The sequence below is a fragment of the Nocardioides sp. Soil777 genome, from assembly GCF_001428425.1.
Taxonomy (GTDB): domain Bacteria; phylum Actinomycetota; class Actinomycetes; order Propionibacteriales; family Nocardioidaceae; genus Nocardioides; species Nocardioides terrigena.
This window is the reverse complement of record NZ_LMSN01000016.1, coordinates 26,693-52,459: the sequence shown is the minus strand read 5'-3', so window position 1 is coordinate 52,459 and position 25,767 is coordinate 26,693. Positions and strand designations below refer to the sequence as shown.

Here is a 25,767-nt window from a genome sequence, read left to right as displayed (position 1 = left end):
CGTCACCAGCCCCCGGGGAAGCGTGCCGACCCGGCGACCACGACGAGGAGGACGGCGACGGCGATGCCCGCCGCGAGGAGCAGCTCCCGGCCGACGTGGCGCCAGGGCGGGACGAGCAGCACGCCGAGCCCGACGACCGCCACGGCAACCGGCAACGCCAGGACCGCCGCCTGCTGCTCCGCGACACCTGTCACGACACCGAGCGCGACCCCGCCGGCGACGGCACGGCTTACGACGACCGGGCGGTCCCCGCGGGGCAGGCCCACCACCGTGACCGCGCCTCCCGTGGCCAGCTGGTCGGGCGCGAGGACCCGCAGCAGCAGCGTCGCGGTGGCGGGGTCGGTCACCACGACGACGTCACGGAAGCGGTCGCGCAGCGCGTGGCGCCTCACGAGCTCGTCCAGCCGGTGACCACGGTCGGCAGGGGGGAAGCTCGCCGGCGCCAGCAGCACCTCGACACGGGGCTCGACCCCGAGGGCGGACACCACCCGCTTGGCCTCGGCCGTCGGGGCGGTGAGGACGACGGGGTCGCGCCCCAGGTCGTCCCGGACACGCTGCAGCGCGGCCTCGTCCGCGGTCGTGCTGACCACGAAGATGGGTTGGCGACCGGGCACGCCCGTGACGATAGCCGGGGCCCGCACGCTCGGACGGGACGCGGAGTGCGCCTGGCCGGCGGCGGGCTACAGGGCCTTCCGCATCAGGTGGTTGGTGTGCCCGGGCGGGTAGTCCGTCTCACGGCCGTAGGTCTCGTACCCGCACCGGGCGTAGAAGTCCGGCGCCTGGAACTCCCACGTGTTGAGCTTGGCCCACCGGCACCCGCGCTCACGGGCCTGCTGCTCGACGGTGGCGAGGAGCCGACGACCGAGTCCCTCTCCCCGGTGGCCGCTGTGCACCCACATGGTGTCGATCGTCAGCCACTGCCAGACGTCGACGGTGCTGCCGACGCAGCCCCCGAGCAGCTCGCCGTCGTCGTCGATGGCGTACGCCGCCACGGGTCTCGCCGGGAGGTTCGCCGGCTCGAACCGCTCGCGGATCGCTGCCGACGCCTCCAGGTTGTGCGCCACGAGGCGGTCGGTGACCGTCTCCTCGCGACCCTCGTCCGGTCCGAGCTCGATGCGCCACGTCATGGGCCGAACGTCTCGCGACACCGAGGGAGTGGTCAACCGGATTCGTGCGGCCTCGCTATCGTCCCGCGGTGCCGAGGATCAGGCCGGGACGGAGAGCCCGTCCAGCCAGGCCTGCCAGCCCGGCTCCTCGCGTCGTACGTAGTCCGCCGCGTCGGCGGAGAAGAGGTACGCCCGGACGCCCGTGGCCGACCTGCCGTCGCCCTCGCCGTGCGCGAAGACGCTGAGCATCCCCGGGACCGGTGCGGTGAGCCGGACCAGCGTCTGCCGCTCGCCGACCCGCTCCACCGTGCCGGTGGCACCGCGGACGTCGACCTCGGAGCCCACGTCACCCAGCCCGAGCGCGTGGTGCAGGGTCGACCAGAGCGTCTCCGCCTCGCCGGGGTGGGACGCGGTGGCCTCGAGCATGGTGGCTTCCTGGCCGGGGAAGTGCGACAGGTAGAGGCGCAAGTTGTCGAAGAAGGGCTTCCAGCTGATGCCCATGTCGTCCCAGAACTCCGACTCCCAGTCGGCGCCGGTCCCGAAGCCGCTGCTGGTCACGCGCACGACACAGGTGCCGCCGGACTGCGCCTCGACGAGGAACTCGGAGGTCAACGGGCTGAGCGCGTCCGGCTCCTGGCCCATGAGGGCCGCCCAGTCCTCCTCGTAGACGATGCGGTGCGGCGGGTCCCACTCGGTGACGTGGCCGTCCGAGCCCATCTCGGGACCCATGGTGAAGTGCAGGGACCCGCCCGCGCGCTCCTCCATCTCGGTCGGCAGGAACCAGGCGCTCATGCCCCGGGCGGTGGCGACGGCCTGCCAGACCTGCTCCGGGGTGCCGGGCACCTCGACGCTGAACTCCAGGCGGTAGGGGACGTTCGGGATCGTGCTCATGAGTTCTCCTCGGGAAGGGGGTGGGACGCGACGACGAGCCGGTGCGGGCGTCCGTCGTCGTGGTGGTAGCGAGCGGCCAGGTCGAGCACCGCCGCGGTCAGGTCGTCCGCGAAGGCGGCCCGGTCGGCGGCCGAGCGGAAGCCGATCTGGGTGTCGATGGTCAGCGTCGGGAGGCGCTTGCCGGACGCGCCGGCCCGGCGCGCCAGGCTGCCGACCTCGCGCACCAGCCGACCGGCCAGTGCGACGAGGTAGCCCGCCGACAGGTGGTCGGCGTTGGCATCGGGGTCGGCCGCGGACGCGCTGACGGCCGCCGGCGACACGACGTACGACGACGCCGACGCCTGCAGGACCCTCTCGGTGATCCCGCCGTGCCGGCGCTCCTCGGACAGCTCCACCAGGCCGTGCGCCTCGAGCGACTTGAGGTGGTAGTTGACCTTCTGACGGGTGATCCCGACCCGGGCGGCGAGCCCGGCGGCGGAGGCCGGGACGGCCAGCTCGCTGAGCAACCGCGCCCGGACCGGGTCCAGGGCGGCCGCGGCCGCCTCCGCGTCCTCGATGACTTCGACGTCCTGCATGGGGTCCACGATGCGCTTGACAAGAATTATTGTCAAGGGTGGGCCGGTCCGTCTGGTGTGCCGTTTGCCCGCATCCCGACCATGTTCCGGGGACGTAGGGTCCAGCCGTGAGCCGCGTGATCTTCATGTGCGGGCCTTCGGGGGCCGGGAAGTCCACGCACGCCCACCGCCTGGAGAGTGAGGGCATGGTTCGCCTGTCCTTCGACGTCGAGATGTGGCGTCGAGGGATCTCGACCGTGCCCCTGCCTGCGGACGTCCGTGCCGAGATCGAGGCCGAGCTGCGGTCGCGGCTGCTGGACCTCGTCGCGCACGGCGCCGACGTCGTCCTCGACTTCTCGTTCTGGTCCCGACGGATGCGCGACGACTACCGCGAGCTGCTCGAGCCGGCCGGCGTCGTGCCCGAGACGATCTACCTGGCGACAGATCGCGACACGGTCCTGAGTCGGATGAGGGCCAGGCGCGGCAGTCACTCTGACGACTTCGTGCTCACCGACGACCTGGTCGCCGAGTACTTCGACCACTTCGAGCCACCGACGCCGGACGAAGGGCCGCTCACCGTCATTCGGTGAGCGAGGCGACGCTGTTCTGCGGCCGCGCACCTCGTCGGGGACATGCCCCATCACTGCGACACCTCGAGCGCGTTGGCACGTGGTCGCCCGGTGCGTTGGGGTTTGACGAACTCTTGACCATTTCCTGCCGCTATTCGAACACATGTTCGGATAAGGTAGGTGAACGGAGATGGTCCTCGCTCGTGGGGGCGCTCAGGAGCTGATCAGCGGGGGGCTGGGATGACGACCGGGCACCTGGTCCAGGAGTGTGGCGAGGCGATCGCTGCGGCCCTGGACAAGGCGGACGCGGTCGAGTTCGTGTATCTCTCGCCGGTTGACAAGGCCTCTGCGTTGCGTGAGTTCGCCCGGTTGTCGGCTCGTGTCGATGCGACCCGGCTCAGGTTGATGGCGGTCGCGGACGAGGTGACCGAGGAGAAGGGCGACCGCGATGTCGCGGCGTGGTGCCAACGTGAGCTCCTCGTCGACCGGTCTGCCGCCCGCCGTGAGATGACATTGGCGGGGGCGCTGGAGCACCGGTGGACGGTCCTGGCCCAGGCGCACCGATCCGGTGAGGTTTCGACGGCGCAGGCCGACGTGATCGCCCGGGCGTTGGACGACCTGCCCGACGAGACGCCGGCCGATGTGGTCGCGACCGCGGAGAAGACGTTGGTGGAGTACGCGGCGACGTTCGCGCCGAAGGAGCTCCGCCGGCTGGGCGGCCGGATCCTGGACATCGTCGCCCCGGAGGTGGGGGAGGAGCAGGAACGCAAGCGGCTCGAGGGTGAGGAGCGGAAGGCCCGCAGGACCACGTCGCTGACGACTCGTTCTCATGGGGATGGGTCGACGACGATCCGGATCCGGGTCCCCGACGCCACCGCGGACCGGTTGTTGACGTACCTGCACGCGTGGACCAACCCCCGCAAGCACGACGGGAAGTCCGCCGGCGGGGACGCTGGATCGGCCGGCACGGGTGCCGGGACGAAGGTGTCGTACCCGACCCGCCTGGGGCATGCGTTCTGCGCCCTGCTGGAGCACCTCGACCCGAACAAGCTCCCCCGCCACGGCGGGACCGCGACGTCCGTGGTCGTCACGATGGACTACGACACGATGATCAGCGGCCTCGGGGTCGCGACCACCAACACCGGCGGCCACATCAGTGCCTCCGAAGCACGACGGTTGATGTGCACCTCGCATGTCATCCCCGCCGTCCTGGGCGGGAAGTCGCAGCCCCTCGACCTCGGTCGCGGTGAGAGGCTCTACAAGAAGTGGCAGCGCAGGGCGATGGACCTCCGCGACGGCCACTGCCGGGCCGTGGGGTGTGACATCCCCGCGGCGTGGTGCGAGGCGCACCACCTGATCCCGTGGCTCAAGGGCGGCAAGACCGACCTCGCCGACGGCATCCTCCTCTGCTCGCACCACCACCATCGGGCGCACGACGACCGGTACCTCCACGACCGCCTCCCCAACGGCGACCTCAGGTTCCACCGCCGCAGATAAGCCGAAGGCCGGAGCGACCTGGCTACATTCGCCGCCATGCGCGAACGTCTGACCACCAAGTCCCTGGGTGGACGCAGCATCACCCTGCGCCCCTTGAAGCCCGACGATGCGCCACGGGTGCAACAGGCGTGCTCGGACCCGGAGACGATCGCGTGGCTCGGCGGCGACGTCATCAACGAGCGGTACGACCTCGACCGCGCGCACGGCTTCATCGCCCACGCGCTCGCCCGCGTCGCAGCCGGGGGATTCATGAGCTGGGCTATCGCGGACACGGCGTCGGACGACCTGCTCGGGCACATCAGCCTGATCGGGCGCGACGGCGAGCTGACCGACACCGCAGCGCTGGGCTACTGGGCTCATCCAGCAGCCCGTGGCACGGGTGTCACCACCGCCGCAGCCTTGGCCGTTGTCGACGAGGCGCTCACGCCAGCAGCCGAGGGAGGTGGTGGGCTGCGTCGCCTCACCCTGCGCGTCGCCGTCGGGAACGTGGCGTCACAGCGAGTGGCTGAGGGAGCCGGCTTCGTGCGGACCGGCCACACGCGCCAGAGCGGCCTGCTCCTCGACGGGACCTTCACCGACGAGTTCACCTACGACGTGCTGGCATCCGATCCCCGCCGACGCCACTCTCCTCCGCGTCGGCCATGAGCGTCAGCGGCCGCGCCGCGCACGCAGGACCTGGTCCGCCGTGTGGTGCGCGCCAGGACCCTCGACCGGCGCGCGCTCGACCACCGCGGCGTACTCGACCGTCCAGCCGTCGCTCGGGAGCGCAGCCAGCAGGTCGTCGTGGCCGACGTAGTCGTCCGGGTCGAAGCCGTGCTCCAGTGCCTGCGCCCGGTCCAGCGACGCGTGGTGCACCACGACCAGCGTGCCTCCGGGCGCGACCGCGCCGAGCAGGGTGGACACGATCGAGCCGTCACCGCGCAGGAGGGCGGGATAGAAGGCGCTGACCAGGTCGTACGACGCGTCGGCCGGCAAGTCCTCGAGCCCGTGGTGGCGCCACTCGACCTCGACTCCCGCGGCGTCGGCCGCCCGGGCAGCGCGCGCGAGCGCTCGGCCGGAGACGTCGAGGCCGGTGACCTGCCAGCCCTGCCGGGCCAGCCAGACGCAGTCGCCGCCCTCACCGCACCCCACGTCGAGCGCGGTCCCCACAGAGAGCTCGGAGACCTCCCGGACCAGCGCCTCGTTGGGCCGACCGCTCCACAGCGGCTCGTCGCCGTACCGCTCGTCCCACTCGTGCCCGTGACCGTGCCCGTGCTCCCCTTCACCCATGGCCCGTAGTTTGGCAGCCATGGAATATCGATACCTCGGACACAGCGGGCTCAAGATCTCGGAGATCACCTACGGCAACTGGCTGACCCACGGGTCGCAGGTGGAGAACGACATCGCGACCCAGTGCGTGCAGGCCGCGCTCGACGCCGGCATCTCGACCTTCGACACTGCGGACGTCTACGCCAACACCGCCGCCGAGACCGTGCTCGGCGAGGCCCTCAAGGGCGAGCGGCGCGAGTCGCTGGAGATCTTCACCAAGGTCTACTGGCCGACCGGGCCCAAGGGCAAGAACGACACCGGTCTGTCCCGCAAGCACATCATGGAGTCGATCAACGGGTCGCTGCAGCGGCTGCAGACCGACTACGTCGACCTCTACCAGGCCCACCGCTTCGACACCGAGACGCCGCTCGAGGAGACGATGCAGGCCTTCGCCGACATCGTCCGCCAGGGCAAGGCGCTCTACATCGGCGTCAGCGAGTGGACCGCCCACCAGATCCGCGCGGGCGTGGAGATGAGCCGCGAGCTCGGCTTCCAGCTGATCTCGAGCCAGCCGCAGTACTCCATGCTCTGGCGCGTCATCGAGGACGAGGTCGTCCCCGCCAGCGAGGAGCTCGGCGTCTCCCAGATCGTCTGGAGCCCGATCGCGCAGGGCGTGCTCACCGGCAAGTACGTGCCCGGCCAGCCGCTGCCCGAGGGCTCGCGCGCCACCGACGAGAAGGGCGGTGCCGACATGATCAAGCGCTTCATGAACGACGACGTCCTCACCCGCGTGCAGGCGCTCAAGCCCGTCGCCGACGAGGCCGGCCTGACGATGGCCCAGCTCGCCGTCGCCTGGGTGCTCCAGAACGACAACGTCGCCTCCGCGCTCGTCGGCGCCTCGCGGCCCGAGCAGGTCGGGGAGAACGTCAAGGCCGCCGGCGTGAAGCTCGACGCTGACGCGATGAAGGCGATCGACGACGCGCTCGGCGACGTCGTCGTGCGCGACCCCGCCATGACGCTGGCCAACGCGCCGCGGACCCGCGTGGTCTGAGTCGTACGCCGCCGCGTCCGCGCCGCCGATGCGTTCGGTGTCGCGGTCGCGCCTGCTTCTCGGTCGGTCGGCGTCGGGGTCAGTCCTCGACGCCGACCCCGAGGCGGTAGACGAGGTGCCCGCCGAGGTAGGCGCCCACGCCCGCCGTGGCGACCCCCGCGAGGGCCAGCCGGCGGGCGCCCCGCCGATTGCCGCGGCGGTGCCGGACCCAGGCCATGGAGAAGAGCGCGAGGGTCACGTCCATCGTCCCGGCGTGCACGATGGCGACCCGGGTCGCGGCACCCGTCGTCGTCGCGAGGTCGTGTGTCCCGGTGATGGCCGTGGGGACCGCGGCCACGCAGCCGGTGAGCAGCAGGGCATCGACCGCGGCCGCGTGCTTCTCGCCGTCGACGAGGTCGAGCAGCACGGCCATCAGCCAGGCGCCCATCGGGACCTGCACGGCGACCGGGTGCACGCGGTGCCCCAGCCACTCGCCGCCGAGCAGGTCGTCCAGGGTGGACGAGTCGTTGAACTTGTCCTGCGACAGGGACCGCGAGTAGTCGGCGAGCGGATCGAGCACCTGGGCGTCCTCGATGCGTCGTGCGAATGACTCGAGCAGGCTCATGCGTCCTCCGGAGGATCGAGGTGAGGGTCGACTCCCGCCAGTCGACCACGACCGGGCCAGGAAGGACAGGCCCCACCGGGACGCCTCACCAGACGACATCCTCCTCCGAGGTGACGACGTGCGCGGCCACGGACTCGGCGCCCGACGCTTCCCCGGCTGACAGTGCGGGGTCGAGAAGCACCCCGGTCCGCGAGGCCAGGTCGTCGAGCGGCACCTGGTAGGTCTCGAACTCCCCGAGGTCGATGGCCTCGAGCGGGTCGAGGTCCTGGGTCAGCAGGAAGGCCCGGGCGGTGAGGACGCCGTCCTCCTCCCACGCGATGACCTTCCAGAACTCGCGCGGGACCAGCACCCCGCGGTACTCGCGGTCGTCGTCGCGCAGCACCGGCCCGCCGAAGACGCTGATCCGCAACCGGTCGACCGTTGCCGCCTCGTAGAGCGCGTCCTCGAGCCGGCCCCACACGCCGTACCGCGACGCCTGGTTGAACGCGTCGATCTGCGGCGCGATGTTGGTGAAGAAGAATGAGTCGCTGTTGGCCTGCGCGGCCTCCGCCGCGGTGCCCCACGTGAGGTCGGCGCGACGCGCGAGGTGCCCGCGGTCGAGCCGGTTGTCGGCGTACAGCTCCTCGCCGACCTGCGCGTCGGCCGGCACCCGCGGGTCGAGCCGGAAGTCGTCGCTGCGCTCGAGGCGGCGCATGGCTGTGCCGTCGACGTTCCACGCGACCCAGCGGGCCAGGCGTCGCGACGTGCTCATGGTCAGCGAGAAGTGCGTGTAGGGGACGACCGGGTCGCCGTCGACCTCGACCGCGTCCGCGGCCAGCTCGGGGGCCAGCGTGGGGACTGCGACCGGCGTGGAGAGGAAGCCCTCGTCGTAGCCGGCCGCGCCGGCGGCGGCCGCGGCCTCCGCCGCCGCCTCGGCCGAGAGGGTGATGCCGAGCTTGTCGAAGACCGAGCGGGGCAGGCAGGCCAGCGCGTGCTCCTCGGAGTCGCGCCCGTCGGTCTCCCCGGCGAAGTGCAGCCCCGCCAGGACCCGTGTCGGACGGCCGTTGCCGGCCTTGAAGATCCACGCGCTTCCCGAGTCGCCACCGTCGCTCAGCTCGCCGTCCACCGGTGGGCGAGCGGGATCGGGGCGGATCTCGAAGCAGCCGATCCGGTGCTCGCCGGCCTCGCCGTAGTCGAGCCGCACGATCACGTCCACGCGCGACACCCGCCCGTGCGTGACCGCTGTCGTCCGGCCGGACTTGACCACCGGGTCGTCGAGCTCGGGGTCCCCCAGCTCGACCGGCGCCACCCCGAGGTCGAGCACGGTGGCGTCGAAGCCGCGGTCCTCGATGGTCGCGATCGCCGCGTCCCCGGCGATGCCGAGGTGGGAGCGGGTGACGACGCCGAGCCGGTTGCGGCCGACGCGGTTGTCGTCGTACGGACCGGGCTGGAGGACCTCGTCGCCGATCGCGCCGCCGGGGCCCTGGAGGACGTGCCAGTTGCTCAGCACGTGCGGCGCCCCGGTGTCGGCGTCCCAGACGATGCACCCGATCGTGCCCGCGCTCTCGGCCGCTCCCGCGACGCTGACGCCCGGGACGACCGGGTCGATGCGCGTACGCCGCGCGTCCGGGGCGGCCTCGGGCACCACGGCGTACGACGGGGCGTAGGCGCGCTCGAGGACGTCGGTCGGCACCACCGTGCTCTCCACCTCGACGGACTGCGGGATGAGGGCGGAGCCGAGGTCGTCGACCTGCTCGGGCGGCACCTTGGCCGCGACAGTGAACTGCACGCACACCACGTCGGTGCGCCGGCCGTCGACGACCTTGTGGCCGATGCCGATCGAGGTGATGTTGGGGTCGGCGAGGAAGTCGGAGCCGTGCCGGCGGACGTAGTCGCGCAGCGCGGCCGGGTTCGCGGTGGTGGGCATGCCCCCGACGGTACGGCGCATCGGGGACAGCGGGCCGACGCCGAGAGGGCAGCAACCCGCGTGGGTGCCGCCCCGTAGCGTGGAGGACGACCCCAGGAGTGATGCCGATGAAGCCCACCGTGTCCCGCACGTTCACCACCACCGCGTCGCCCGAGGCCGTCTACGACTACCTCGCCGACTTCACCAACGCCGAGGAGTGGGACCCGGGCACGGTGTCCTGCGCGCGCGTCTCCGGCGACGGCGGGGTGGGGACGGTCTACCGCAACGTCTCGTCCTTCCTCGGCCGGACGACGGAGATCACCTACACGACCGTCGAGGCCGAGCGCCCCACGCGGATCCACCTCACGGGGCACAACGAGCAGTTCGACGGCCACGACGTGATGGGCGTCCGGGCCAGCGGCACCGGCTCCGAGGTCACCTACACGGCCGAGTTCGCCTTCAAGGGTGCCGCGCGCTTCGCAGTGCCCGTCGTCGCGGCCTACCTCCCGGTCCTGGCGAAGAAGACCGTCGACGAGCTCCGCACCCACCTGGACCGGCTCGCATGAGCCGCCCGCTGCCCGTGCGGGCGCTCGACACCGTGATGGACCGGACCCTGGTGCTGGGCTACACGACCATCGGGCTGCGTGTGCGGCAGGCGCTGCCGGGCTGGCCGGCCGCCCCCGCGCCCGACGCGCTGGCCGGCCGCGACGTGCTCGTGACCGGCGCGAGCTCGGGGCTGGGCATCGCCACAGCCGAGGGCCTCGCTGCACTCGGGGCCCGCGTGCACCTCGTGGTGCGCGACGAGACCAAGGGCGGTCGGGTCCTCGACGAGATCGCCGGCCGGCTGCCCGGTGCGTCGCTGCGACTGTGGCGCTGCGACGTGGGCGACCTCGACGACGTACGCCGCTTCGCCGGCGAGGTCGCGGCCGAGCTGCCGGCTATCCACGGGATCGTGCACAACGCCGGGGTGATGCCGCCGGAGCGCTCGGAGTCCGCGCAGGGCCACGAGCTGAGCATGGCCGTCCACGTCCTCGGTCCCGTCGTGATGACCGAGGCGCTGCAGCGGCAGCTGGCCGGTGGCCGGGTCGTGCTGGTGAGCAGCGGCGGGATGTACAGCCAGGCGCTGCGGGCCGACGACCCGGAGTACCTCCGCGGTGACTACTCGCCGACGACGTCCTACGCCCGGTCCAAGCGGATGCAGGTCGAGATGCTGGCGCTGCTCGCCGACCGGTGGTCGCTCCACGACGTGACGACCTCGGCGATGCACCCCGGGTGGGCCGACACCCCCGGCGTCCAGGAGTCCCTGCCACGCTTCCGGTCGCTGACCCGGCGCGTGCTGCGTGACGACGCCCAGGGCGCGGACACCAGCGTGTGGCTCGTCGGTGCAGAGCCGGCGCCGCCCAACGGGCGCTTCTGGCACGACCGCGTCGAGCGGCCGCTCCACATCGTGCCCACCACGCGGGCCGGCGAGGACGAGCGGGCCCGGGCGTGGGCATGGCTCAAGGACGCGGCCGGCCTCGCCGACTGAGCCGCCCGAGGCGGCACCCGGTCAGGGGTTGAGCACGATGTTGCCGACCTTGCGGCCGGAGTCGACGCGCTCGTGGGCGGCGACCACGCCGTCGAGCGGGACCACCCGGTCGAGCACGACGCGCAGTGCGCCCGACGCGACCAGGTCGAGCAGCTCGCGGGCGTCCTCGACCCGTTCGGGCGCGGTGCCGACCCGGACGTCGCCGCGGGCGCGCAGGAGCTCGCCGAGGTCGGCGGCGGCCAGCAGCAGGACGCCGCCGTCGGCGAGCAGGCGTCGGCCGGAGGCGGCCGAGAGGGTGCCGACGGTGTCGAGCACGACGTCGTACCGCTCGGTGACCGACGCCAGGTCGGTGGTCGTGTGGTCGATGACGTGGTCGGCGCCCAGGCTGCGGACCAGGTCGGCGTTGGCCCCGCTGGTGACCCCGGTGACCGTGGCGCCGGCGTGCTTCGCGAGCTGGACGGCACTGGTGCCGATCGCCCCGGACGCCCCGTTGACCAGCACCCGGGTGCCCGGCCCGACGGTGGCCTTGTTGTGGAGGAAGAACAGCGCGGTCGAGCCCCCGAAGAGCACCCCGGCCGCGTCGTCGTGGCTGACGCCGGCGGGCTTGGCGACGACCCGCGACGCCGGGACGACGGCGTACTCCGCGTGCGTGCCCATCCGCAGGCCGGTCGTGCCGGCGACCTCGTCGCCGACCGCGATGCCCGTGACCCTCGATCCGAGCGCCTCGACCACTCCGGAGAACGTGTTGCCCAGCACCGTCCTCCTCGGCCGGCGGAGCCCGAAGGCCAGCCGGGCGAACGGAGCGAAGCCGCGCGGGAACCGGGCGCCCCGGATGCGGGAGTCGGCGGCGGTGACGGCGGTCGCGTGCACCCGCACCAGCACCTCCTTCGGACCGGGGACGGGGGTGTCGAAGTCGACGACCCTGACCACGTCCGGTGCGCCGTACTCGTGGACGACTGCTGCTCTCATGTCGGCTCCCTTACGCCTGTAAGTCTTGACGGGGACTGTAGCCTTACACCCGTAAGTCCGCAATGGCCCAGACCTCGGAGGTGGCATGTCGGCCCGACCCGCGCTGACCCGCGAACGCATCGTCGAGGCCGCCGTGACGGTGGCCGACCGCGGCGGCCTCGCCTCGGTGAGCATGCGCAGCGTCGGTCGCGAGGTGGGCGCGGAGGCGATGTCGCTCTACCACCACCTGCGCGGCAAGGAGGAGCTCCTCGACGCGCTCGCGGACTGGGCGTTCTCCCGGATCAGGCTGCCCCGGCCCGACCAGCCCTGGCGCGTGGCGATGAGGACCCGGGCCGCGTCGGCGCGCGCGGTGCTCTTCGCCCACCCGTGGGCGTTGGGCCTGCTCGAGTCCCGGCGGCACCCGGGACCGGCGCTGCTCCACCACCACGACGCGGTGATCGGCTGCCTGCGGGACGCCGGGTTCCCGGTGCGGCTGGCGGCGCATGCGTACTCGGTCCTCGACGCCTACGTCTACGGCTTCGTGCTCACCGAGCTCAACCTGCCGATGGAGGCCGGTGAGGACGCCCAGGAGTTCGCCGAGGGGCTCGCACTCGCCGCCGCCGACTACCCGCACCTGGTCGAGATGATGACCGAGCAGATCGCCGGCGGCACCTACGACTACGCCGACGAGTTCGACTACGGGCTCGACCTGGTCCTCGACGGGCTCGAGGAGCGGCTGGCCCGGGTCGCGGACGAACGGGTCGCGGACGCCGGTCACGGACGACAGGGGGACGGGCCGAGCGCGACGGCTAGGGTCGACGGGTGATCCGCCACACCGTCGCCTTCCGGCTCGTCCACCCGTCCGGCTCCCCCGCGGAGCAGGAGTTCCTCGACGCCGGCGCCACCCTGGCCGCCATCCCCGGGGTCCAGCGCTTCGAGCAGCTGCGCCAGACGGGCACCAAGAACGACTTCTCCTTCGGCTTCTCGATGGAGTTCGCCGACCAGGCGGCGTACGACGCCTACAACGTGCACCCGGTCCACACGGCGTTCGTCGCGCAGCGCTGGGTGCCCGAGGTCGACGACTTCCTCGAGCTCGACTACCAGCCGCTGGGGTGAGCCTGCGGTCCGTGCCCCGCGCGTAGGGTCGCGAGCATGGACACCCCCGGCACCGACAGCACCGGCACCGACAACGACTGGAACGACCCCGACGCCAGCGATGCCGACGGGAGCCCGGCCTCCTCCTTCCCGGGCGCCGGCGAGCGCGTCGACGACTCCGCCGAGGCGCTCGACGCGCAGCCCGAGGGCAACGCGACGGTCGGCGACATGGTCGACACCGACGCCGTGGACTCCAGCGCCCACGAGGTGGGGCCGGGGTCCGACGAGGTCGCCGAGCAGGCCCGTGAGCAGGCCCCCGAGGAGTCCGTCGAGGACGACGACTGACGCTCGCGTCGTACGACGCCCCGCCGCGAGCCCGGTCAGGCGATGAGCGCCGCCACCATCACGAGCGGCAGCGAGACCACCGACGCCACCGACGTCACCAGGGTCAGCGTCTTGAGCGTGCCCTTGGTCGAGAGACCGAGCAGCGACTTGAACATCCAGAAGAAGTTGCTGTTGACCTGCAGGGCGAACATCGCGCCCGACGCGATGGCGAGGCCGATCACGATCGGCGAGACGGCGAGCGAGTCGAGGATCGGCGCGATGATGCCGGCCGCCGTGATCGCCGCGACCGACACCGAGCCGATGGCCAGGTGCAGCACCGCCGCGATGAACCACGCCAGCAGGATGCTGAGGATGATCGGGGCGCCCTCGTCGGCGCGGAAGAGGTCGCCCAGGACGGAGTCGAGGCCGGTCGCCTCGATGACCGCGCCGAGCGAGCCGCCGACGCCGGTGATGAGGAGGATCTCGCCGGTGGTGTGGAAGCCCTCGGTCATGGCGTGGTCGGTGCGCTCCGCGCCGGCCGACATCCGCGAGAGCGTGTAGGCGCCGATCAGGCCGATGAAGAGCGCCATGTTGGCGTCGCCGAGGAATGCGATGAACGCGTTCGACCAGCCGCCGAGCTCGGCGAAGGCCCCGAAGGCGATGAGCAGCAACGGCACCAGGATCGGGAGCATCAGGACGAGCAGCGGCAGGCGGCGTACGCCGTGCGCCTTCTCGGTCTCGCGGGCCTCGTCCTCCGCGCGGGACATCGCCTCGTGCGCGCTCTCCGCCTCGCCGGTGAGGTACGCCGCGTCGGCGGCCTCCTGCTCGGCCATCGCCTCGTCGACCTCCTCGTCGGTCTCGGGGTCCCACCAGCCGCCGGCACTGAAGAGGAGCCGCATGAGCAGCGTGGAGACGACGGCGGTCACCAGGCCGATGACGAGCCCGTAGAGGAGCCAGTCGCCCAGCTGGATGTCGAGCAGCCCGGCGATGGAGATCGCCGCGAGGCCGGGGATGACGAACACGTAGCCGGCGAAGATGCCGCAGCCGAGCGCCGACGCCAGCACGGGCAGGCCGGTACGTCCGATGAACGGCGAGGCGCTGCGGGCCACCGGCGCGGCCAGCACGACCTGCACGTCGACGTAGATCGACGGCATGACGACGGCGAGCAGCGAGGTCAGGGCGTAGGGCAACCGCCCGGCGCCGACGCTCTTGACCAGCAGGCCCACCAATCGGCGGAACGCGCCCGTCGAGTGCAGCAAGGCACCGATCAGCACGCCGAAGCCGATGAGCAGGCCGACCTCCGCCATGATGCCGCCGAAGCCGACCGTGATCGCCTCGATCGTGCCGGCGAAGCCCACCCCCGCGGCCAGGCCCAGGTAGAGGGATCCCAGGACCAGCGAGATCACCGGGTCGACCTTGACCCTGATGATCAGCGCGATGACCAGGACGATCGCGATGGCGGTGTGGACGGCAACCATGGGGACTCCTCGCAGCGGGCAAACGGCCTCCTGTCTACCCCCTCGGTCGGGTCGTTGGCCACCGGGCCCGTCCGGTGGACTGCTGGACACCGGGCGGGTGTGCCACGCTGGCACCATGTCGTTTCCGGCGTACTCCACCGGTGCCTACCCTCCCGACGTCTACACCGGCGAGGGCGGTGAGGCGAGTGCCTGGCTCCGCCCCTCCGACACCCCGCCCGACCTCACCTACGGGAGCGGCGTCACCTGCGAGTACCTCGTCACCGGTGAGCAGTCCGGCGGCCTGCTCGGGGTCTACCGGTGGACGTTCGGCGAGCCGGAGACCGGCCCGGACCCGCACTTCCACCGCAGCATCTCCGAGCACTTCTACGTGCTCGCGGGGACGGTGAAGCTGTACGACGGGCGCGAGTGGGTCACCGGGTCGGCCGGCGACTACCTCTACGTCCCCGAGGGCGGCATCCACGGGTTCCGCGGGTCCGACCACGCGCAGATGCTGCTGAGCTTCGCGCCCGGCGGGCCACGCGAGGACTACTTCGAGACCCTCGCGCGCGGGGAGCGGATGAGCGGGGACGAGCGGGCGGCGTTCATGCTCCGCCACGACACGTTCTGGGTCTGACGGGCGGGGCCATGCCCACGGGTGGACCGCCCTTGTCCGCGCGGGTGCCACCGGACAGAGTGGAGGCATGACCCACGAGAGCGAAGGCGACTGGGGAGAGACCCAGCTGGACCAGGCCGAGCAGGCCGAGGCCGAGATCAACCTGGACGACCCGGAGGCGGGTGACTTCGAGCCGTGGAGCCCGCCGGACCGCCAGCCCCGCGGGGCGGAGTTCATCGACGGCGACGAGACGATCTCCCAGCGCCTGCGCCAGGAGGACCCGGACCCGGACGCCGGCTACCACGACCCCGACGCGATCGAGCGGGTCGGTGGTGACGACCCGGACGCGGTGCCCGCCGAGGAGGACGTCCTCGGTGGTGGCGGGGTCATCGACCCCGGCAGCGAGGAGGGTCCCGAGGCGGGGGCGCTCCACCTCGACGCCTGACCCACCCTCGTCCCCCTCGGCCGGCCCTATGCTCCGGCCATGACCTACGTCGCCTGGGTGCTGCTCGCGCTCGCAGGAGCGCTCCACGTCTACATCTTCTGGCTGGAGTCCTTCGCGTGGACCGCGGCCAGCACCCGGCGCACGTTCGGCACCACCGCCGAGCAGGCCGAGACCACGAGGCAGCTGGCCTACAACCAGGGCTTCTACAACCTCTTCCTCGCCCTCGGTGCGTTCGCCGCGGTCGGCTTCCTGGCCGCCGGTCACGAGGACGTCGGGCTCGCGCTCGCGGTGGTCTCCGCCGGCTCGATGGTGGCGGCCGCGCTGGTGCTCGTCCTCAGCGACCGGTCCAAGGCCCAGGCCGCCATGACCCAGGGCCTGCTGCCCGCGCTGGGCCTGCTCGCCCTCGCGGTCACCCTCTAGGAATACCCCCACTGGGTATGTGGTTGAGGCGGACGTCCTTACTCACAGAAGGGGAACCCATGACCCGCATCGAGCAGACCCTCCGCACCCTGGCGCCGTACGACGCCTTCCGCTGGGCCGAGGACCTCTTCGAGCACCGCGACTACTACTCCGCCGCCATCGTGCTCCAGCACCTCGTCGACACGTACTCCGACGAGCGCGACCTGGCGAGCGCCCGCGAGCTGCTCGCGCGCAGCTACTTCCACTCCGCGCTGTCCGGTCGCGCGGCCGAGGTCGCCCGCGACATGCTCGAGCGCGACCCCGGGCACGCCTACGCCGCGGTGCTGCTCTTCCGCTCGCTCGAGCGCAGTGCCGGCTCCGACCCGGCGCGTCGCGACGAGGCCCGGGCCGTACGCCGGCTGGCCGAGGCGCTCTACGCCGACGTCCCGGGCGCGGCCGCCTGATGGCCGACTACGGGCAGGAGCTGGAGTTCGGGATCTTCCCGACCCCCGAGGCCGCTCGCCTCGACGACCTCCTCGGGCTCGTGCAGCTCGCGGAGGTCTCGGGGCTCGACCTCGTCTCGGTGCAGGACCACCCCTACCAGGACACGTACCTCGACACCTGGACGCTCCTGTCCGTCCTGGGCGCGCGCACCAGCACGATCAAGCTCGCGCCGAACGTCGCAAACCTGCCGCTGCGACCGCCGGTGGTGCTCGCCAAGGCGGCGGCGACGCTCGACCTGGTCACGGGTGGCCGGGTCGAGCTCGGCCTCGGCGCCGGTGCCTTCTGGGACGCCATCGAGGCGGCGGGGGGCGTGCGTCGTACGCCGGGCGAGGCGGTCGACGCCCTCGACGAGGCGATCCGGCTGATCCGGGCCTTCTGGGCCGGCGGCAGCGTGCGCTTCGAGGGCGAGCACTACCGGGCGGCCGGGCTGCACGCCGGGCCCGTCCCGGCGCACGACATCCCGATCTGGGTCGGCGCCTACAAGCCCCGGATGATCCGCCTGACCGGCCGGTTGGCCGACGGCTGGGTGCCGAGCATGGGGTACGCCGACCCGCCCGCGCTCCCCGACCTCTCCGCGGCGCTGGACGAGGCGGCCGTCGCCGCCGGCCGCGCGCCCGAGGAGATCCGGCGCATCTACAACGTCTTCGGCCGCTTCGGCACCGGCAGCGGCTTCCTGCAGGGGACCCCGGACGACTGGGCCGAGCAGCTGGCCGGCCTCACCCTCGAGACCGGAATGAGCACCTACGTCCTCGGCACCGACTCGCCCGACGACGTCCGCCGGTTCGCGACTGAGGTCGCGCCCACCGTGCGCCAGCTCGTCGAGACCGAGCGGGCGCGGGCCGCTACTGGCTCGGCCCCCGGCGCGCCTGCCTCCGACACCCCGGGTTCCGACTCGCCGGGTTCCGACTCGCGCGCGGCGGCCGAGTCGCGCGGTGACTCGCGGAACCGCGCCGGGGTCACCCCGACTCCCGACGACGGCACCCGCCTGGTCGCCGAGCAGCCGTGGGACGAGTCGGCGCGGCCGACGCACGACGGCCCGGACGGGGCGTCGTACCCCGCTGCGCAGCAGGGCCTCGCCCAGCACCTCGTCGACATCCACGACGGGCTGCGCGCCGAGCTCCAGCAGGTCCGCGGCGTGCTCGACCAGGTGCGCACGGGCCACCTGACCGTCGGCGCCGCCCGCTCGGTGGTCAACACGATGACCATGCGGCAGAACAACTGGACCCTGGGCGCCTACTGCGAGTCCTACTGCCGGATCGTCACCGGCCACCACACGCTCGAGGACCGCAGCGTCTTCCCGCACCTGCGGCGCTCCGAGCCCGGCCTCGGGCCGGTGCTCGACCGGCTGGAGGCCGAGCACGACGTCATCCACGACGTGCTCGAGCAGTTCGACCGGGCGCTGGTGCAGCTGGTGGCGTCCGACGGCACGGGTGCGTCGGGGGAGCGAGCCCTCGACGACGTCCAGCACGCCATCGACCTGCTCACCGACACCCTGCTCTCGCACCTGGCCTACGAGGAGCGCGAGCTGATCGGGCCGCTGGCGCGGCACGGCTTCAACTAGAGGTGGGCCTCAGCCGGCGGCCAGCAGTCGCCGCCCGAGCTCGCGGACGGCCTCGCGGACCTCGTCGCCCGCCACCACGCGGAAGGGAACGGGCAGCAGCGCCAGCCCCTCGGCGTACGACGCGGCGTTGCTCGTGCTGCCCGTCAGCCGGGTGGTCGACGCGTCGATCGCCTCGAGCCGGCCGAGGTGCCGGGGCAGCCAGCCGATCCGCTCGAGCGGCGCCTCGATGACGACCTCGACCGGGTGGTCCCAGCCGACGGCGAGGTGCTCCTCGAGGGCGGCGACCGGGTCGAGGTCTTGGGGCGGACGGAAGCCGGCGTCCAGGACCCGCGCGCCCGTCACCCGGTCGATCCGGTAGGCCCGGGTGGCATCCGAGTGGTGCGACCAACACAGCAGGTACCACCGACCGTGGCGCACCACGATGGCCCACGGGTCGACCACGCTCTCCCACTCGCGGCCGGCCTCGGAGCGGTAGCCCAAGGACACCTGCCGGCTCGTGGACGCCGCCCGGACGAGGGCGGTGATGACGGCCGGGTCGGGCCGGACCGCGGAGCGGTCGGGCACCGCGGCGGCCGTGCGGCGTACGGCCTCGGCCTGCGCCGCGACCGTGTCCGGCAGGGCGGCGATGAGCTTGCCGAGGGCCGAGCCGACGAGGTCGGTCGGGTCGCTCGCGGGATGGTGCCCGTCGAGCGCGGCCATCACCAGGCCGAGGGCCTCGGCGGCGCTGAAGCGCAGCGGGGGCAGCCGCAGCGCCCGGGCCACCCGGTAGCCGCCGTACTGCCCGCGGCTGCTGTCGATGTCGATCCCCGCGGCCCGGAGGATGCTCACGTAGCGGCGTGCCGCCCGGTCGGAGACCCCGAGCCGCTCGCCCAGCTCGACCGCGCCGATGCCGGGGCTGGACTGGATGAGGTCGAGCGCGAGCAGGGCCCGCGCGGTGGGGTTGGTGTCGTCCACCCCCGCAGGATCGCACGCTCAGCGGACGCGATCCGTCCGGATCCGGTCCTACGGTGGTCGACATGACGACCACTTCCACCTCCGGCTGGACCCCGCCGCCCTGGGAGCCGCCGACCGCGGGCACCGAGACCGAGCACCTGCTGGGGGCGATCACCCGGATGCGGACGACGTTCCGCTGGAAGGCGGGCCACCTCGACGCGGCCGGGCTGGCCGCGACCCTCGGCCCCTCCGCCCTCACCCTCGGCGGCCTGCTCCTGCACCTGGCGATGGTGGAGGACTACATGTTCACCACCAAGCTGCGCGGCGAGCAGCTCGTCGAGCCCTGGCGCTCGCTGGGCCATGACGGCACCGACGACTGGGAGTTCACCGGCGCCGGTGGCTTCGCGCCCGAGGAGCTCTACCGGCTGTACGACGACGCGGTCGAGCGCGCCGACGCCCGCATCGCCGCCGCGCTGGACGAGGGCGGCCTCGACTTCGTGTGCCACATCGACGACGGCAACGGCACCCACGCCAGCCTGCGTCGACTGCTCTTCGACCTCCTCGAAGAGTACGGCCGGCACACCGGGCACGCCGACCTGCTCCGCGAGTCCGTCGACGGGGTCACCGGCGAGGACCCGCCTGACGACTGGACCCGCTGACGGTCTCGATTTCGGGGTAGTCCGTGACGATCGGACCCCTCGCGCGGCGATTGCGGGGTCCGTTCGTCACGGACTACCCCGCGGGAGGGGGCCCGGGCCCCGACCCCGCGTAGTTGGGGACGAAGTGGTCGCTGAAGTCGCGGTCAGACCTACCGGATCGTCCCCAACTACCGACCGCGGGAGATTCAGCCCTGGGCGGCCCGGACCGCCGCGACCGCGTCGGGCGTGACCGGGTCGACCAGGTCGGCGTACTCCTCGTGCTTCCCCACGAACCGCTTGACGTAGGGGCACACGGGCACGACGCGAAACCCGGCCTCGCGGGTGGCGTCGAGCGCGCGGGACACCAGCTGGCCGGCGAGCCCCTGGCCCTCGAACTCGTCACCGACCTCGGTGTGGAAGAAGATGCGCTGGCCGCCGGCGTCGACGAACTGCGCCAGGCCGGCCCGGGTGCCGTCGACCGTGATCTCGAAGCGGTCGCCGGCCAGGGTCACGTCAGTGGTCATGCCCCCAGCCTAGGAGCGCGGCGGTACGACGGGCCGGACCGGCCGTCGTCCACCACCGGTGGATCGGCCTCCTTCCTCCACAGCTCGCGGCCTCGTCCGCATGGCCGTCCCTCCCCTCGGGCAGCGTGGTTGCACCGACACGAGGGAGGGGCAGGGATGTGGCCGAGTGAGCAGACCGGGGGCTTGATGCGGGTGGAGTACGACGTGCTCTCGCGCGCCGCGGCCGAGGAGCGCGCCGTGCGCAACGAGCTGATCCGGGTGCAGGGCGAGCGCCGGGCGACCGCGCTGCCCGCGGCCGCGCTCGGGCGGATCCTGCCGAGCGAGGAGCTCCTCACAGCGGTCGACCGGGCCGACGAGGCCACCCGCCGCCGGCTGTGGGACCAGGCCCACCGGTGCCAGGAGCTGCACGAGACGCTGCGCGCGTTCCGCAACGAGGTCCGCTCGGTCGACGAGGACGTCGCCGGCCGCTTCGAGTCGATCCGGGGAGCCCTGGCATGAGGGGGGTGGCATGAGCGGGGTCGCGGCGACTGGGACCCGGCTGGAGTCGGTGGCCCTGCTCGCCGCCCTGCCGGTCGAGGTGCGCGACGTCGTCCGGCCCCTGGTGCAGCCGCTGCTCGAGCAGTGGGACTCCCTGGTCGGCGACCACGACGCGGTGCGGGAGGCTGCTGACCGTTGGCGGTCGATGGGTCGTCATCTCGACGACCTGGGGCACCGCCAGCACCGCACCGTCGAGGACACGGGCATCGGCTGGGTCGGGCTGGCCGCGGGCGGCTGGACCGTGGCCGGCACCGAGGTCGGCGCCGGGCTCGAGGAGCTCGCCGACCGGTCGCTCGACGTCGGCGACTGTCTCGACGAGGCCGCCTCCGCGGTGCACGAGACCGAGCGGCTGGTGCGCGACCTCGTCCGGGAGCTGCTGGAGTGGGCCGCGCTCACCCTCGCGGTGTCGGCGGTGACCGGATTGGTGACCCTCGGTGCGTCCACCCTCGCCGGCGCCGCGTCGGCGGCGGCGAAGGCCGCGGTCACCGGGTCGCGGATCGCGGCGCTGGTCCAGCGCCTCGCGGCCGTGCTCCGCAGCATCCAGGACCGGGTCGACGCCTACCGGGACTGGGTCCAGGGCCTGTCGACCCTGCGCCGCGCGGTGGTCGAGCGAGCCGAGCAGCAGGTGGTGTCCGTGGTGCTGAAGAAGCCGTTGCGGGGCGCGACCTCGGAGGCCACCGGGATGGACGGCCAGGTCCGCCGACCCCTCGAGTCGTTGGCGGGAGCCCCCCTGCGCGAGCACCGAGTGCCGACGTGACGGGGGCCGCTCCCTTGTCGCGCGCCCGCGCACCCGCAAGGGTGTGGGGGTGCCTCCGGGCACGCACCAGACTGACCGACCTGGAGGCGGAACCGCCGCCGGCCAGGTGAGTAGTAGAGGAGGTACGACGATGACGACGACTCCCGACGCCCCGCTCGGCGACGACGACATGACCACCGAGGGCCTGACCGCCCCCGGCGACAGCTCGGTCCCGGCCCCCGGCGGCGACGCCGACGGCACCGACGGTGACTCGACCGACGGCGACAGCACCGACGCGACCGACGGCGACTCCACGGACGCGGATGGCGCCGACGCCGACAGCACGGACGGCGACAGCACCGACTCCACCGACGGCGACAGCACGGACGCCGACGGCACCGACGGGACGGCCCTCTGAGCGCCCTCGACCTGCTGACCGGCGATGCCCAGGGCTTCCGCGAGAAGACCTGGGCGTCGCGGGTCCACGTCCACCACACCGACCCGTCCCGCCTGGTCGGCCTGCTGTCGCTCGACGACGTCGACGCACTGCTCACCTCCAGCGCCCTGCGCACCCCGGCCGTCCGGGTCGCGCGCGACGGCAGCGTGCTGCCCGAGTCGTCGTACACCCGCGGCGGCACGTTGGCCGGCAAGCCCCTGACCGGGCTGATCGACCCGGTCAGGCTGCTGGGCCTCTTCGACGAGGGAGCCACCGTGGTGCTGCAGGGGCTGCAGCGCTACCACCCGCCGCTGGCCGACCTGGTCGCCGCGCTCGAGCTCGAGCTGGGTCACCCGTGCCAGGCCAACGCCTACCTCACGCCCCCCGGTGCGCAGGGCTTCGCGGTGCACTCCGACTCCCACGACGTGTTCGTCTTCCAGACCCACGGGTCCAAGCAGTGGGAGGTCCACGGCGCGGACGGGCCCGGGGACCTGCTCCTCGAGCCGGGCGTGGTCGCCTACCTGCCGACCGGGACACCGCACGCGGCCCGCGCCCAGCGGACCGCGTCGCTGCACGTGACGATCGGCATCAACCAGCTCACGTGGCGCGCACTCGTGGAGCGGGTGGTCCGCGACGCCGTCGCCCAGGTCCCCGACGACCACCTGCCCGCCGGGTGGCTCGACGAGCCGGCCGACCTGTCCGCCGGCCTGGGGCACCACCTGCGTGAGGTCGCCGACCGACTGGTCGCCGTCGACACCGACGACCGCGCCGACGCGGAGGTGCGGCGCTTCCTCACCAGCAGGCCGCCCCGGTCCGCCGGCGGACTCCGCGACCGGGTGGCGCTGGCCGACGGGATCGGACCCGACTCGCTCCTCGAGCGCCGCGCCGGTGTGCCCTGCCGACTGGTCGACGAGCCCGGCGACCGGATCCGGGTGCTGCTCGGCGACCGGTCCCTCGTGGTCCCGGCCCGCCTCCGTCCCGCGCTGGAGGAGGTGGCCCGCCGGGAGGCGTTGACCGCGCGCGACCTGGTCGAGCATCTCGACCTCGAGAGCGCGCTGGTGCTCACCCGCAGGCTGGTCCGCGAGGGGTTGCTCCGCGTTGGCTGAGCCCTTCAGGTGCGCCGCGGACGCCGTCGAGCGTGGTGACCCGCTCCCCGGCAGCGCCTCGACGTTCCCGGCCTTCCTGCTCCTGGAGCACCCCGGCCCCTGGGGTGTCGACGCGCTCCGGGACGCCCGGCTCCCCGACGGGCTGGGCGCCCACCTCGCGTCGGCCGCGCGCGGGACCGGTGTGCGGGTGCTGCTCGCCCGCCGGCACCGCGGCGGACCTGCCCGGACGGGCGGCCAGGACATCCCGGGCCACCGGGTGATCGCCGCCCACGCCGGCGCCGGGTGGGCCGAGAGCACCATCGTGGCCGACCTCGCTGACGTGGCCGCGCTCGACCTCGCCGCCCTGGGCGCCGGCGTGCGCCCCGGGTGGACGCCGATGACCGACCCCGTGCTCGCCGTCTGCACCCACGGTCGGCACGACGCGTGCTGCGCCGAGCGGGGCCGGCCCGTCGCCGCCGCCCTCGCCGCCGCGCACCCCGACCTCACGTGGGAGGTCAGCCACGTGGGCGGGGACCGATTCGCCGCCAACCTGGTCGTGCTCCCGCACGGCCTCTACTACGGCGGGCTCGACCCGGCCGGCGCCGTCCGGGTCGCGGCCGCCACCCTCGACGGGCACGTCGTACTCGATCACCTGCGCGGCCGGTCGCGGCTGCCCATGCCGGTGCAGGCCGCCGAGGTCGCACTGCGGCGCCGGCTCGGGGAGACCCGCCTCGACGCCGTCGAGCTCCGCGGGCACCGCCGCGACGGCGACCTCGTGACGGCACGGTTCGAGGTCGACGGGGCGTCGTACGACGTGGTGGTGCGGGAGGGCCGCTCGGTCCCCGCCCGGCTCACCTGCCGCGCTGGGCGCGACTCAGCGGCGTACACGTTCGAGACCGTCTCGATCACCTAGGGCGTCGAGCCAGCGGGGGCCGCAGACTGGCGGCCTACGACGGTTCGGCCGGCCGCCAGGGTGTCGCAGCCCGCCAGTTCTCGGCGGCCCCGGTGAGCGGGTCGGGCCGCAGAGCCAGCCGGGTCAGACTGGCGGCGTACGACGGTTGAGCCGGCCGCCCGGGTGTCGGGCGCCGCCAGTGGTCGACGGCCCCGGCGACGCGATCCGAGACGGATCAGTCCGCCGAGCCGATGTGCACGAGCGCGTCGCCGGAGTTGACGAGCGCCTGCTCGGTACGCCCGATGACGATCCCGGTCCGGTTGGCGTGCACCAGCCGGAGCGTCTTGCCGAAGGCGTCGACCAGGGCGCCGAGGCGTTCGCCGTCGGTGACCTCCTGCCCGAGCTCGGCGTCGAGGTCGAGGATCCCCGTACGCCGCGCGCGCACCCAGCCGCTCGCCCGGAGCTCGGCGCTGGCCGGCGGTGGGGGCTCGTCGACGCCGTCGACCATGCCGAGCGTGGCGAGCACCCGGCGTACGCCGACGACGCCGGCGTCGATCGCGTAGGCGTCCATCCGCAGGCTCTCGCCCGCCTCGTAGAGCAGCACCGTCGCGCCCCGCTCCCGGGCGGCGTGCCGTAGCGACCCGTCGCGGATGCGGGCGTGCAGCATGACGGGCGCCCCGAAGGCGGCCGCCAGGTCCCGGGTGAAGCCGTCGTCGAGGTCCGCGCGGATCTGCGGCAGGTTGGAGCGGCGGTCGGAGCCCGTGTGCAGGTCGAGACCCACCGAGCACTTGGCGACCACCTCGGTCATCACGAGGTGGGCGATGCGGCTGGCCAGCGACCCGCGCGCCGACCCCGGGAACGAGCGGTTGAGGTCGCGACGGTCGGGGAGGTAGCGGTCGCCGTTCATGAAGCCGAGCACGTTGACCATCGGCAGCGCGACGATCGTGCCGCGCACCTGCTTGGGGTCGAGCCCGGCCAGCACCTGGCGGACGACCTCGACGCCGACGACCTCGTCGCCGTGTATGGCGGCGCTGATCCACATCGTCGGCCCGTCCTCGCGGCCGTGCACGACGCGGACCGGGAGGCTCACGTCGGCGCCCGTCACCAGCCGGGTGATCGGCAGCTCGAGGTTGCGGATCGTGCCGGCCCGCACGCGCACCGCGCCGACGGCGAACGACTCCCGCGCCATCAGCCGTCCTGCCCTTGCGGTCGGGGAGCGACGTCCACCCCGCGGTTGCGACGGCGTACCGCGCGGCGCGGCCGCCCGCCGACGTAGGACCGGTGGGAGTCGACGAGGAAGCCCTGCCGCAGCGCCTCGCGCCCGACGAGCATCCGGAAGCCCATCTCGTCGCGGCTGCTCAGGGTGACCTCGGCGGTCACGGTCCGGTCGACGAGCCGCACGGCCATCAGCACGACGTACCGCTCCTCGGAGTGCCCCGACGAGCTGCGCACCAGGCGCCGGTCGTGGACCGGGCACTCGTGCTCGACGGTGTCCTCCTCCGAGCGCTGCCAGGGCCGGATGGAGAAACGCACCCAGGCCTGACCGTCGCGGGAGAACTCCTCCACGCCGAACGCGTGGATCGACGACGACCGCGCGCCGGTGTCGAGCTTGGCCTTGATCCACTCCACTCCCGCGTCCGGGAGGGTGACCCACTCGCGCCAGCCGGCGACGATGGTTGGATGGAGAACGGCCACGCCCCCCATCCA

General features: G+C 73.1%; 33 protein-coding genes. 20 read left to right on the top strand and 13 right to left on the bottom strand.

Features of this window, described 5'->3' with window-relative positions; all coding sequences use genetic code 11:
* Nucleotides 1-2: 2 nt before the first annotated feature.
* From ASG88_RS13280 to ASG88_RS13265, 4 genes are all read right to left on the bottom strand, one after another.
* Entirely contained in the window at nt 3-614 is a 612-nt protein-coding gene (locus tag ASG88_RS13280) for a hypothetical protein (protein ID WP_056887932.1), read from the bottom strand.
* A 66-nt stretch (nt 615-680) separates the two neighbouring features.
* Nucleotides 681-1,127, bottom strand: coding sequence for a GNAT family N-acetyltransferase (locus ASG88_RS13275; RefSeq protein ID WP_056887931.1), 447 nt, complete (start codon nt 1,125-1,127; stop codon nt 681-683).
* A gap of 78 nt (nt 1,128-1,205) precedes the next feature.
* Nucleotides 1,206-1,997 (bottom strand): SRPBCC family protein, encoded by a 792-nt coding sequence (locus tag ASG88_RS13270; RefSeq protein ID WP_056887930.1) that lies wholly within the window; start codon nt 1,995-1,997, stop codon nt 1,206-1,208.
* Nucleotides 1,994-2,572, bottom strand: a complete 579-nt coding sequence (locus ASG88_RS13265) for an ArsR/SmtB family transcription factor (protein WP_056887929.1) — start codon at nt 2,570-2,572, stop codon at nt 1,994-1,996. Before ASG88_RS13265 ends, ASG88_RS13270 begins: the two co-directional genes overlap by 4 nt.
* A 107-nt stretch (nt 2,573-2,679) precedes the next feature.
* Between ASG88_RS13265 and ASG88_RS13260 the strand changes: the two genes are divergently transcribed.
* From ASG88_RS13260 to ASG88_RS13250, 3 genes are all read left to right on the top strand, one after another.
* Entirely contained in the window at nt 2,680-3,141 is a 462-nt protein-coding gene (locus tag ASG88_RS13260; RefSeq protein ID WP_200956443.1) for an AAA family ATPase, read from the top strand.
* Nucleotides 3,142-3,360: 219 nt separating this feature from the next.
* Nucleotides 3,361-4,617 (top strand): HNH endonuclease signature motif containing protein, encoded by a 1,257-nt coding sequence (locus ASG88_RS13255; protein WP_056887928.1) that lies wholly within the window; start codon nt 3,361-3,363, stop codon nt 4,615-4,617.
* Between the two features lie 36 nt (nt 4,618-4,653).
* Nucleotides 4,654-5,262: a GNAT family N-acetyltransferase gene (locus ASG88_RS13250; protein WP_056887927.1), complete on the top strand. Its 609-nt coding sequence runs from the start codon at nt 4,654-4,656 to the stop codon at nt 5,260-5,262.
* A gap of 3 nt (nt 5,263-5,265) precedes the next feature.
* Here the strand turns inward: ASG88_RS13250 and ASG88_RS13245 are convergent, their stop codons facing one another.
* Nucleotides 5,266-5,886, bottom strand: a complete 621-nt coding sequence (locus tag ASG88_RS13245; RefSeq protein WP_200956442.1) for a class I SAM-dependent methyltransferase — start codon at nt 5,884-5,886, stop codon at nt 5,266-5,268.
* Nucleotides 5,887-5,905: 19 nt separating this feature from the next.
* On the opposite strand from ASG88_RS13245, the gene ASG88_RS13240 reads away from it, so the two are divergent.
* The gene (locus tag ASG88_RS13240) at nt 5,906-6,916 is read left to right on the top strand and encodes an aldo/keto reductase family protein (RefSeq protein ID WP_056887926.1); all 1,011 of its coding nucleotides are present in this window, start codon (nt 5,906-5,908) and stop codon (nt 6,914-6,916) included.
* 79 nt (nt 6,917-6,995) lie between these two features.
* On the opposite strand, the gene ASG88_RS13235 is transcribed toward ASG88_RS13240, so the two are convergent.
* Both ASG88_RS13235 and ASG88_RS13230 read right to left on the bottom strand, forming a co-directional pair.
* On the bottom strand, nt 6,996-7,520 hold the full coding sequence (locus ASG88_RS13235) for a DUF2231 domain-containing protein (RefSeq protein ID WP_056887925.1): 525 nt from the start codon (nt 7,518-7,520) through the stop codon (nt 6,996-6,998).
* 85 nt (nt 7,521-7,605) lie between these two features.
* Nucleotides 7,606-9,426 carry a DNA/RNA non-specific endonuclease gene (locus ASG88_RS13230; protein WP_082600414.1) on the bottom strand — a complete coding sequence of 607 codons (1,821 nt, stop codon included), beginning with the start codon at nt 9,424-9,426 and terminating at the stop codon, nt 7,606-7,608.
* A 107-nt stretch (nt 9,427-9,533) separates the two neighbouring features.
* Here ASG88_RS13230 and ASG88_RS13225 point away from each other — a divergent pair, with 107 nt between their 5' ends.
* Both ASG88_RS13225 and ASG88_RS13220 read left to right on the top strand, forming a co-directional pair.
* Nucleotides 9,534-9,971, top strand: a complete 438-nt coding sequence (locus tag ASG88_RS13225) for an SRPBCC family protein (RefSeq protein WP_162259847.1) — start codon at nt 9,534-9,536, stop codon at nt 9,969-9,971.
* The gene (locus tag ASG88_RS13220) at nt 9,968-10,933 is read left to right on the top strand and encodes an SDR family NAD(P)-dependent oxidoreductase (protein ID WP_056887922.1); all 966 of its coding nucleotides are present in this window, start codon (nt 9,968-9,970) and stop codon (nt 10,931-10,933) included. Before ASG88_RS13225 ends, ASG88_RS13220 begins: the two co-directional genes overlap by 4 nt.
* Nucleotides 10,934-10,954: 21 nt before the next feature.
* Here the strand turns inward: ASG88_RS13220 and ASG88_RS13215 are convergent, their stop codons facing one another.
* Complete coding sequence (locus tag ASG88_RS13215; protein WP_056887921.1) at nt 10,955-11,902, bottom strand: NAD(P)-dependent alcohol dehydrogenase; 948 nt, start codon at nt 11,900-11,902, stop codon at nt 10,955-10,957.
* A gap of 85 nt (nt 11,903-11,987) precedes the next feature.
* Here ASG88_RS13215 and ASG88_RS13210 point away from each other — a divergent pair, with 85 nt between their 5' ends.
* Genes ASG88_RS13210 through ASG88_RS13200 form a run of 3 tightly spaced genes read left to right on the top strand, consistent with a single transcriptional unit; the run spans nt 11,988 to nt 13,321 of the window.
* Nucleotides 11,988-12,707 (top strand): TetR/AcrR family transcriptional regulator, encoded by a 720-nt coding sequence (locus ASG88_RS13210; RefSeq protein WP_082600412.1) that lies wholly within the window; start codon nt 11,988-11,990, stop codon nt 12,705-12,707.
* Entirely contained in the window at nt 12,704-12,997 is a 294-nt protein-coding gene (locus tag ASG88_RS13205; protein ID WP_056887920.1) for a Dabb family protein, read from the top strand. Before ASG88_RS13210 ends, ASG88_RS13205 begins: the two co-directional genes overlap by 4 nt.
* A gap of 36 nt (nt 12,998-13,033) precedes the next feature.
* A complete protein-coding gene (locus ASG88_RS13200; protein ID WP_056887919.1) occupies nt 13,034-13,321 on the top strand; it encodes a hypothetical protein in 288 nt (95 codons plus the stop codon).
* A 35-nt stretch (nt 13,322-13,356) separates the two neighbouring features.
* Here ASG88_RS13200 and ASG88_RS13195 read toward each other — a convergent pair whose 3' ends face one another.
* Nucleotides 13,357-14,778 carry a GntP family permease gene (locus tag ASG88_RS13195; RefSeq protein WP_056887918.1) on the bottom strand — a complete coding sequence of 474 codons (1,422 nt, stop codon included), beginning with the start codon at nt 14,776-14,778 and terminating at the stop codon, nt 13,357-13,359.
* A gap of 115 nt (nt 14,779-14,893) precedes the next feature.
* Here ASG88_RS13195 and ASG88_RS13190 point away from each other — a divergent pair, with 115 nt between their 5' ends.
* The 5 genes from ASG88_RS13190 to ASG88_RS13170 all read left to right on the top strand — a co-directional run bounded on the left by ASG88_RS13190 (nt 14,894) and on the right by ASG88_RS13170 (nt 18,279).
* Nucleotides 14,894-15,391, top strand: coding sequence for a cupin domain-containing protein (locus ASG88_RS13190; RefSeq protein ID WP_056887917.1), 498 nt, complete (start codon nt 14,894-14,896; stop codon nt 15,389-15,391).
* Between the two features lie 67 nt (nt 15,392-15,458).
* Complete coding sequence (locus ASG88_RS13185; RefSeq protein WP_056887916.1) at nt 15,459-15,815, top strand: hypothetical protein; 357 nt, start codon at nt 15,459-15,461, stop codon at nt 15,813-15,815.
* Between the two features lie 39 nt (nt 15,816-15,854).
* Nucleotides 15,855-16,235 carry a DUF1304 domain-containing protein gene (locus ASG88_RS13180; protein ID WP_056887915.1) on the top strand — a complete coding sequence of 127 codons (381 nt, stop codon included), beginning with the start codon at nt 15,855-15,857 and terminating at the stop codon, nt 16,233-16,235.
* Nucleotides 16,236-16,294: 59 nt separating this feature from the next.
* Complete coding sequence (locus ASG88_RS13175; protein ID WP_056887914.1) at nt 16,295-16,678, top strand: hypothetical protein; 384 nt, start codon at nt 16,295-16,297, stop codon at nt 16,676-16,678.
* Nucleotides 16,678-18,279: an LLM class flavin-dependent oxidoreductase gene (locus tag ASG88_RS13170; protein ID WP_056887913.1), complete on the top strand. Its 1,602-nt coding sequence runs from the start codon at nt 16,678-16,680 to the stop codon at nt 18,277-18,279. Before ASG88_RS13175 ends, ASG88_RS13170 begins: the two co-directional genes overlap by 1 nt.
* Nucleotides 18,280-18,288: 9 nt before the next feature.
* Here ASG88_RS13170 and ASG88_RS13165 read toward each other — a convergent pair whose 3' ends face one another.
* Nucleotides 18,289-19,233, bottom strand: coding sequence for a helix-turn-helix transcriptional regulator (locus tag ASG88_RS13165; RefSeq protein ID WP_056887912.1), 945 nt, complete (start codon nt 19,231-19,233; stop codon nt 18,289-18,291).
* 62 nt (nt 19,234-19,295) lie between these two features.
* On the opposite strand from ASG88_RS13165, the gene ASG88_RS13160 reads away from it, so the two are divergent.
* Nucleotides 19,296-19,871 carry a DUF664 domain-containing protein gene (locus ASG88_RS13160; protein ID WP_056888256.1) on the top strand — a complete coding sequence of 192 codons (576 nt, stop codon included), beginning with the start codon at nt 19,296-19,298 and terminating at the stop codon, nt 19,869-19,871.
* A gap of 185 nt (nt 19,872-20,056) precedes the next feature.
* Here ASG88_RS13160 and ASG88_RS13155 read toward each other — a convergent pair whose 3' ends face one another.
* Nucleotides 20,057-20,374 carry a GNAT family N-acetyltransferase gene (locus tag ASG88_RS13155; protein WP_056887911.1) on the bottom strand — a complete coding sequence of 106 codons (318 nt, stop codon included), beginning with the start codon at nt 20,372-20,374 and terminating at the stop codon, nt 20,057-20,059.
* A 156-nt stretch (nt 20,375-20,530) separates the two neighbouring features.
* Between ASG88_RS13155 and ASG88_RS13150 the strand changes: the two genes are divergently transcribed.
* The 5 genes from ASG88_RS13150 (at nt 20,531) to ASG88_RS13130 (ending at nt 24,081) form a co-directional block, all read left to right on the top strand.
* Complete coding sequence (locus tag ASG88_RS13150; protein ID WP_056887910.1) at nt 20,531-20,872, top strand: hypothetical protein; 342 nt, start codon at nt 20,531-20,533, stop codon at nt 20,870-20,872.
* 10 nt (nt 20,873-20,882) lie between these two features.
* Nucleotides 20,883-21,668, top strand: coding sequence for a WXG100 family type VII secretion target (locus ASG88_RS13145; protein WP_056887909.1), 786 nt, complete (start codon nt 20,883-20,885; stop codon nt 21,666-21,668).
* Nucleotides 21,669-21,798: 130 nt separating this feature from the next.
* Entirely contained in the window at nt 21,799-22,065 is a 267-nt protein-coding gene (locus ASG88_RS13140; protein WP_056887908.1) for a hypothetical protein, read from the top strand.
* A 185-nt stretch (nt 22,066-22,250) separates the two neighbouring features.
* Nucleotides 22,251-23,189, top strand: a complete 939-nt coding sequence (locus tag ASG88_RS13135) for a JmjC domain-containing protein (protein WP_321163826.1) — start codon at nt 22,251-22,253, stop codon at nt 23,187-23,189.
* A complete protein-coding gene (locus tag ASG88_RS13130) occupies nt 23,182-24,081 on the top strand; it encodes a sucrase ferredoxin (protein ID WP_056887906.1) in 900 nt (299 codons plus the stop codon). Before ASG88_RS13135 ends, ASG88_RS13130 begins: the two co-directional genes overlap by 8 nt.
* A gap of 214 nt (nt 24,082-24,295) precedes the next feature.
* Here the strand turns inward: ASG88_RS13130 and ASG88_RS13125 are convergent, their stop codons facing one another.
* Nucleotides 24,296-25,249, bottom strand: a complete 954-nt coding sequence (locus ASG88_RS13125; protein ID WP_056887905.1) for a succinylglutamate desuccinylase/aspartoacylase family protein — start codon at nt 25,247-25,249, stop codon at nt 24,296-24,298.
* A complete protein-coding gene (locus tag ASG88_RS13120) occupies nt 25,249-25,755 on the bottom strand; it encodes an ATP-dependent zinc protease (RefSeq protein WP_082600501.1) in 507 nt (168 codons plus the stop codon). Before ASG88_RS13120 ends, ASG88_RS13125 begins: the two co-directional genes overlap by 1 nt.
* Nucleotides 25,756-25,767: the final 12 nt, after the last annotated feature.